Genomic DNA, 2,533 nt, shown 5'->3' on the forward strand with positions numbered 1-2,533 from the left:
AGTCCAGACGTGGTCGTTGAGATCGGCAACATTGATCAGCTGCACGCCGACACCACCGGCCCCGCTGATGCCAGCCGCAACGCTTTCCGCCTGCTTCTTCGTGTGGCCGTAGCCGCTGTGATACGCAACGACTGCCTTGACCTTGTTCATGCCTTTGCTCCTCGGGTTGTTACGCGATGGTTGTACTAGAGATGAAGCCTGCCCTGATGCGCCGACAACACCATAGTCCGCTGTCTGCTGAACCGATGAAACAGCAAGACGCGCACAAGTTGCCGATGCTGCAGCTTGTCCGTAGTCGCGTCAGGCTCCACTACAATGCGGCATGCCCCGTACCCACGATGACAACCCGCCGGACCGCCCCATGGAACGGCTGATCTCTTCCGGCGCGCGTAGCGACGAAGAACGGGTCGATCGCGCGATCCGCCCGCAGCGGCTCGAGGATTATGTGGGCCAGCCGGCGGTGCGCGAGCAGATGAGCATCGCGATCAGCGCCACCCGTGCTCGCGCCGAGGCGCTGGACCATGTGCTGATCTTCGGTCCGCCGGGTCTCGGCAAGACCACTCTCGCGCACATCCTGGCCGCCGAGCTGGGCGTCAACCTGCGCCAGACTTCCGGCCCGGTGCTTGAGAAGGCCGGTGACCTGGCGGCCCTACTGACCAATCTGGAACCGCGGGACATCCTGTTCGTCGACGAAATCCATCGCCTCAGCCCGGTCGTCGAGGAAGTGCTGTACCCGGCGATGGAGGATTACCAGCTCGACATCATGATCGGCGAGGGGCCTGCAGCGCGGTCGATCCGTCTCGATCTGCCGCCGTTCACGCTGATCGGCGCCACCACTCGCGCCGGCAGCCTGACCGGGCCGCTGCGCGATCGCTTCGGGATCATCCAGCGCCTGGAGTTCTATTCGGTGGCCGACCTCACCACCATCGTCAAGCGCTCGGCCTCGATCCTGAAAGTGCCCATCGACGAAGAAGGTGCCTACGAGATCGCCCGCCGCTCGCGTGGCACGCCGCGCATCGCCAACCGCCTGCTGCGCCGGGTGCGCGATTACGCCGAAGTGCGCGGCACCGGCGTGATCAGCGCAGCGATTGCTGCCGCCGCGCTGAAGATGCTCGATGTCGATGCCAACGGTTTCGACCTGATGGATCGCAAGCTGATGATGGCGCTGATCGAACGCTTCGAAGGCGGTCCGGCCGGGCTCGACAATCTGGCCGCTGCGATCGGCGAGGCGCGCGACACCATCGAAGATGTCATCGAGCCTTATCTGATCCAGCAGGGCTATTTGCTGCGCACCCCGCGTGGGCGGATGGTCGGCAAGCTGGCCTACCAGCATTACGGCATTCCGCTGCCCAAGCGGATCGAGCCGGATCTGTTTGCGGAGACTGGCGCCGAGTGACCCCTGTCGTATCGAAAATCTTGAACTCGAGCCTGTTTGACGGGTCAATTGCTGCGCTGCCGCAAAAACAGGGATAATCACTGGATGTCGACCCACTCCTCGAACGGGGCATCAGGCTTCTCGTGGCCCCTGCGGGTCTATTACGAGGACACCGATGTCAGCGGTGTGGTCTACCACGCCAACTATCTGAAATTCTTCGAGCGCGCCCGTACCGAATGGCTGCGCTCGCTCGGCTATTCTCAGGAAAGCTTGCGTCATGAGGTTCAGGTGGCATTCACGGTCAGCCGTGTAGAAGTCGCCTTCTGGTCGCCGGCCCGGCTCGATGACGCGCTGATCGCCACGGTCGCCGTCACGGAACTGAAGCGGGCCAGCCTGGTGATGACGCAGCAACTGCGGCTCGGCGACGTCGACGGCAAACTGCTTGCCGAGGCCGAAGTCAAAGTGGTCAGCGTCGATGCCACCAACTTCAAACCCTGCGCGCTGCCGGACGGCTTTCGCAATCGTGTCCAGACAGTGGAAAATGCTGCACCTCGCAATCCATCAAGCAGCGCTGCATAACCGCAACCGAACACAAGGGGTAGGTATCGAATGAGTGGCACATTTTCGCTGACACAGCTGGTTCTGGAAGCCACCATCCCGGTGAAGCTGGTGATCGGCGTACTGATTGCCGCTTCGCTGGCGTCCTGGGCAGTGATTCTCGCCAAGCGCGGCCTGCTGTCGCGCATCCAGAATCAGGCGGTCGCGTTCGAAACGCGCTTCTGGTCCGGTGGTTCGATGGATGACCTGTACGAATCCCATCGTCGTGGCGGCGAGCCGGAAGAAGGTCTGCCGCTGATCTTTCGCGCCGGCTACGAGGAATTCAAACGCCAGCAGGTCGCCAACATCCCGCCCGATGACGCGCTGGCTGCCGTGCAACGCCAGATGCGCGTGGTCATGGCCCGCGAAACCGAGAAACTCGAAGGCGGCCTGAGCCTCCTCGCGACGATCGGCTCGACCAGCCCCTATGTCGGCCTGCTCGGCACCGTCTGGGGCATCGTCAATGCCTTCGTCTCGATCGGCAACGTCAAGCAGGCAACGCTCGCCTCGGTCGCCCCCGGCATCGCCGAAGCGCTGATCGCCACCGCCATCGGCCTGTTC

3 protein-coding genes are annotated in these 2,533 nt (G+C 63.1%); all 3 read left to right on the forward strand.

Translation table 11 applies throughout. From position 1 onward, the window contains the following. Positions 1-361 precede the first annotated feature (361 nt). Positions 362-1,396 (forward strand): Holliday junction branch migration DNA helicase RuvB, encoded by a 1,035-nt coding sequence (gene ruvB / locus QZY06_RS19460; RefSeq protein WP_295687252.1) that lies wholly within the window; start codon positions 362-364, stop codon positions 1,394-1,396. 84 nt (positions 1,397-1,480) lie between these two features. Then, positions 1,481-1,954 carry a tol-pal system-associated acyl-CoA thioesterase gene (gene ybgC / locus QZY06_RS19465; RefSeq protein ID WP_295687255.1) on the forward strand — a complete coding sequence of 158 codons (474 nt, stop codon included), beginning with the start codon at positions 1,481-1,483 and terminating at the stop codon, positions 1,952-1,954. Positions 1,955-1,984: 30 nt separating this feature from the next. After that, positions 1,985-2,533: MotA/TolQ/ExbB proton channel family protein (locus QZY06_RS19470; protein ID WP_295687258.1), on the forward strand; the 549-nt coding region annotated here is incomplete at its 3' end.

Source organism: uncultured Nevskia sp., assembly GCF_903885465.1.
In the GTDB taxonomy this organism is placed as follows: Bacteria; Pseudomonadota; Gammaproteobacteria; order Nevskiales; family Nevskiaceae; genus Nevskia.